5 protein-coding genes are annotated in these 4102 nt (G+C 68.0%); 3 read left to right on the plus strand and 2 right to left on the minus strand.

The genetic code is table 11. The features are described from left to right. Positions 1-203: 203 nt before the first annotated feature. Both ACK59X_RS33440 and ACK59X_RS33445 read right to left on the minus strand, forming a co-directional pair. Positions 204-812, minus strand: coding sequence for an ATP-dependent Clp protease proteolytic subunit (locus ACK59X_RS33440; protein ID WP_409963617.1), 609 nt, complete (start codon positions 810-812; stop codon positions 204-206). Between the two features lie 323 nt (positions 813-1135). Further along, the gene (locus ACK59X_RS33445; protein WP_409963619.1) at positions 1136-1339 is read right to left on the minus strand and encodes a hypothetical protein; all 204 of its coding nucleotides are present in this window, start codon (positions 1337-1339) and stop codon (positions 1136-1138) included. A 250-nt stretch (positions 1340-1589) separates the two neighbouring features. Between ACK59X_RS33445 and ACK59X_RS33450 the strand changes: the two genes are divergently transcribed. From ACK59X_RS33450 to ACK59X_RS33460, 3 genes are all read left to right on the plus strand, one after another. Then, complete coding sequence (locus ACK59X_RS33450; RefSeq protein ID WP_409963621.1) at positions 1590-2462, plus strand: helix-turn-helix domain-containing protein; 873 nt, start codon at positions 1590-1592, stop codon at positions 2460-2462. 154 nt (positions 2463-2616) lie between these two features. Further along, positions 2617-3363 (plus strand): SDR family NAD(P)-dependent oxidoreductase, encoded by a 747-nt coding sequence (locus ACK59X_RS33455; protein WP_409963623.1) that lies wholly within the window; start codon positions 2617-2619, stop codon positions 3361-3363. 133 nt (positions 3364-3496) lie between these two features. Then, on the plus strand, positions 3497-4102 hold a 606-nt coding region (locus ACK59X_RS33460), incomplete at its 3' end, for an RNA polymerase sigma factor (RefSeq protein ID WP_409963624.1).

Here is a 4102-nt window from a genome sequence, read left to right on the forward strand (position 1 = left end):
CGCTTGCGTAGCCGTGCTACGCGGCACTCAGGGCGCCTTGCACTGCACCGCGCTGCAGGCTTTCGCGGGGGCGAAATGGGTGATGACACGCCCTGGTACCCGCCCATGCGGGGGTTGAGGATGTCGGGGGCAATGCTCATCGGTGCGGGCTCGTCGTTTGCGGCAAACCACGCATGGTACCTGCCGCGGTGCCGGCCCGGGCCTCAGCGACCCGGCAACTCGGTCTTGCGCTCGATGACCCGCGACACCAGCCCGTAGTCCACCGCCTCCTGGGCCGACAGCCAGCGGTCGCGTTCGATGTCGGCCAGCACCACTTCGAGCGGCTTGCCGGTCTCGCGCGCGATGGTGCGGGCAATGCGCTGGCGCGCCTTGACGATCTCCTCGGCCTGGATGGCGATGTCGCTGGCCGGCCCGCCCGCGCCGCCGCTGGGCTGGTGGATCAGAAAGCGCGTGTTGGGCAGGCAAAAGCGCCGCTCGCGCGGGGCCGCCAGGTACAGGTGGGTAGCGGCGCTGCCGACCCAACCGGTACCGATCATGTTCACCGGTGCGGCGATGAAGCGCACCACGTCGTGGATGGCGTCGCCCGATTCGAGGTGGCCGCCGGGCGAGCTGACGATGATGTCGATGGGCTCGGGGCCTTCGGCGTCCAGTGCGATCAGGCGGCGCGTCACATCGGCGGCTGTCACGTCGGTCACGGTGCCGAAGATCAGCAGCGTGCGCGCCTTGAAGGCCTTTTCCTCCAGGTAGGAGGTGCGCGGCTCGGTGGCGCTGGAGGGTGGTGGGGGAGGGGTGTCGTCTGCGGCGTAGTACATGGGAAAACAGTCCTTAAGTCAGGGCCTGTTGACACTAATTTCGCGACCCCGAAATTAGTGTCAACAGGCCCCAGATGGGATGAACTGCCTTGACGAACGGGGCCCGGGTTTCGTGACAGGGGGCCTGCAGCATGGCAACCGCCGAGCCCTGGGGAGCAAATGCCCCTGGAACGGTACTTTCATGCGAAATGGCTTACACCGAGAGGGGCGACGCGTCATCTTCAGACACCTGGAGACGCGCGCCGGCGGCGCAGCCGCACCGCGCGCGCATCCACGGCGATAGGCAGCGGGCCCTGGCGGGGAGGCGGCGGGCCCCCCACCTTTCAGCGGTTGGGTTGTGGCGTGGCGGCGTAGTTGGAGGCGATGGCCTGGACCACCGCGCCGATCAGCGCCGGGTCGGCCGGCTGGCCGGGGAGCACCTCGCGCACGATCTGGAGGGCGTACTCCAGTTGTTCCTTGGCCAAGGCCGCGGCCATGGCGTTGCCCCGCTTTTCGCTGGGCGAGGCACTGCGGATATCAAAGGACATTGGAGCTTTCGTGAAGTTGCAGGGCGTAGTATGAACCGGATTGTCCGGGGCTGCCTTGCCCTGTGCCTGCCCTCACGCCTGCGGGGTCAACGCGGCAGACGCTGCGCCTGGCTAGGGCCTTCGCGACCCCGAAATTAGTGTTGACAAGCCCTAAAGCGCTTGCCGGCAGCAGGCCCGCAGAGCAGGGTCTTTGGTCCCGCCGCAGGGCCAAATACCATGCCGGATGGGATAATTTCGAAGGCGGGCCGCCATGCACCACTCTCCCGAACTCCCCGAAAACCTCATCAGTGTCCACAGTGCCACGCGCACCTGGGGCTGTGTGAACGTGGTCCTGGCGGAGTTCACCTGCTCGGGCCGGGTGATGTACGAAGTGCCGCACCGGGAGGAGTCCCGGATCGGAATGATCCTGGACGAGGTCGGTGCCTACCGCTCCGAACCCCGGTTGAAGCAGGGCGCCAGGTGTGCAGTCGATTACAGGCCGCGGCAGCTGAACCATGTTCCTGCGGGGATGGGTATCTGGGGCTTCAGCGAGGACATCCGGTATGCGCGCGACATCCGCCTGTGCTTTGATGCGAAGCGGCTCGGTGAGCATTGCCAGGTTCAGGACCTCGCTGCCGCATCGGTTCCCCGCCTGCGCTTCTCGGATGAGCCGATGTCCAGCCTGCTGCACCTGATCGCCGGCGCCGTGGTGGACCCCGATCCTTCCTCTCAGTTGTATGGGGATGCATTGGTCACGGCCGTCGCTGCACGATTCTTCGGTCAGGCCAAGAAGGCGCCGGCCAAAGGCGCGTCCAGGTTGTCGCCCACCCAGTTGCGCCAGGCGATAGGCTACCTGGATGCGAACCTGCCGCAGCGCGTGGACCTGGCCACCCTGTCATCGCTGGCCGGGCTGTCGCCGCACCACTACAGCCGGGCATTCAAGGGCTCAACGGGCCTTGCGCCCTACCAGTGGCAACTCCAGGCGCGGATTGAACGTGCCAAGGCCCTGTTGTTGGGCACGAACCATCCCTTGGAGCGCATTGCCGAGGCCACGGGGTTCGCGGACGCTGTGCATTTTGGCCGGATTTTCCGCAAGCAGACGGGCGCAACGCCGGCCGCCTGGCGCAAAGACCGCGGCGCGTGACTGCGTGACCCCGCGAGGGCGGCCGGTGCTGCCGCGCCATCATGGTGAATCAGCAGCAAGTTCAGTCCTCCCGCCGCACGAACAGACAGTGCCAAGGTTTGCGGCCCACCGTACATTCATTTTTTTGCGTCTATGGCGCACCTACACCCAAAGGATGAATGTGATTGATTTGACTGGAAAGCGTGCCTTGGTCACTGGTGGATCCCGTGGCATTGGCGCGGCGATTGCGACCGCCCTGGCAGAAAACGGCGCCGACGTGGCCTTCACCTACCGCAGTTCGCCCGACAAGGCGCTGGCGGTGGCAAAGTCCATCGAAGGCACCGGGCGCCGTGCGCGGGCCATCCAGGCCGACAGTGCGAACCCTGAGGCCATTGCTCGCGCGGTGGATGAGGCGGTGGCGGCGCTGGGCGGCCTGGACATCCTCGTCAACAGCGCCGCGATTGCGCACAGCGGCCTGATCGCGGACCTGGACCTGAAGGCATACCAGACCTTGATGGACACCAATGTGCGCGCCCCTGTGCTGTTCGCCAAAGCCGTGATTCCGCACCTTTCCGAAGGCGGGCGCATCATCTCCATCGGCTCGGGCCTGGCCGAGCGTGTGCCCTTCCCGGGCGTCACCGCCTATGCGATGACGAAGTCGGCGCTGGTGTCCTTCACGCGCGGGCTCTCGCGTGAGCTGGGGCCCAAGGGCATCACGGTGAATCTCGTCAATCCGGGCTCCACCGATACGGACGCCAATCCTGCGGACGGCCCGGCCGGCGATTTCCAGCGCAGCATGACCTCGCTGGGGCGTTTTGCCCAACCCCGGGAGATCGCCAACGCGGTCGTGTTCCTCGCCAGCGCCGCTGCCAGCATGGTCACGGGTGCGACGCTGACTGCAGACGGCGGGGCACTCGCCTGATCCGGGAGTCCGGCGGCGTCGTTTGTGGCGTGCAGGGAGAGGCTCCCTCAATGCCGAGGGGGCGAACTGCCGTGGTCCGGGTCGGGTGACAGGGCCCCAGCAGAATGTGTGCTGCCATGGCAAGATGGCCGGGATGCACGATGAGCGCCACCCCCTGCCCCTGACCGACCACGCGGCACGCCGCAGCCTGGTGCGCGCCGCCGCGCGCCTGCTGGGCCCGACCGAGGCCGAGGACGCCGTGCAGGACGCCTATGTGCGCGTGCTGGAGTCGGGCACCGGCACCGATGGGCTGAATGCTGCCCAGGCCTGGCTGCACACCGTGGTGCGCAACCAGGCCATCGACCGGTTGCGGCGGCGCCAGTGGATGGAGCAGTGGGTGGCCCAGCTGAACGAGGCGGGGAGCCCCGCGCTGGCGGTGGCCCCCTCGGCCGAGTCCGACGCCGCGCTGGCCCAGCAGTCCACGCGCGCGCTGCGCATGCTGGCAGCCCGGCTGGCGCCGGCCGATGGCGCCGCCGTGCTGCTGTACGAGGTGTTCGAGGCCAGCCATGCCGAGCTGGCCCGGGCCGGCGGCAGGACCGAGGCCGGCAGCCGCCAGCAACTGCGCCGGGCGCTGCTGCGGCTGCGGCAGGCCGAACCCGACGGGCATGGGGCCGACGAAGCCACGCTGGGTGTCTATCTGCAGGCGCTGCAACTGCGTGACCCGCGGGCCCTGTGGGCCATGCTGGGGCAGCCGCCGCTG

Source organism: Acidovorax sp., from assembly GCF_046339755.1.
Classification (GTDB): Bacteria; Pseudomonadota; Gammaproteobacteria; order Burkholderiales; family Burkholderiaceae_C; genus Acidovorax.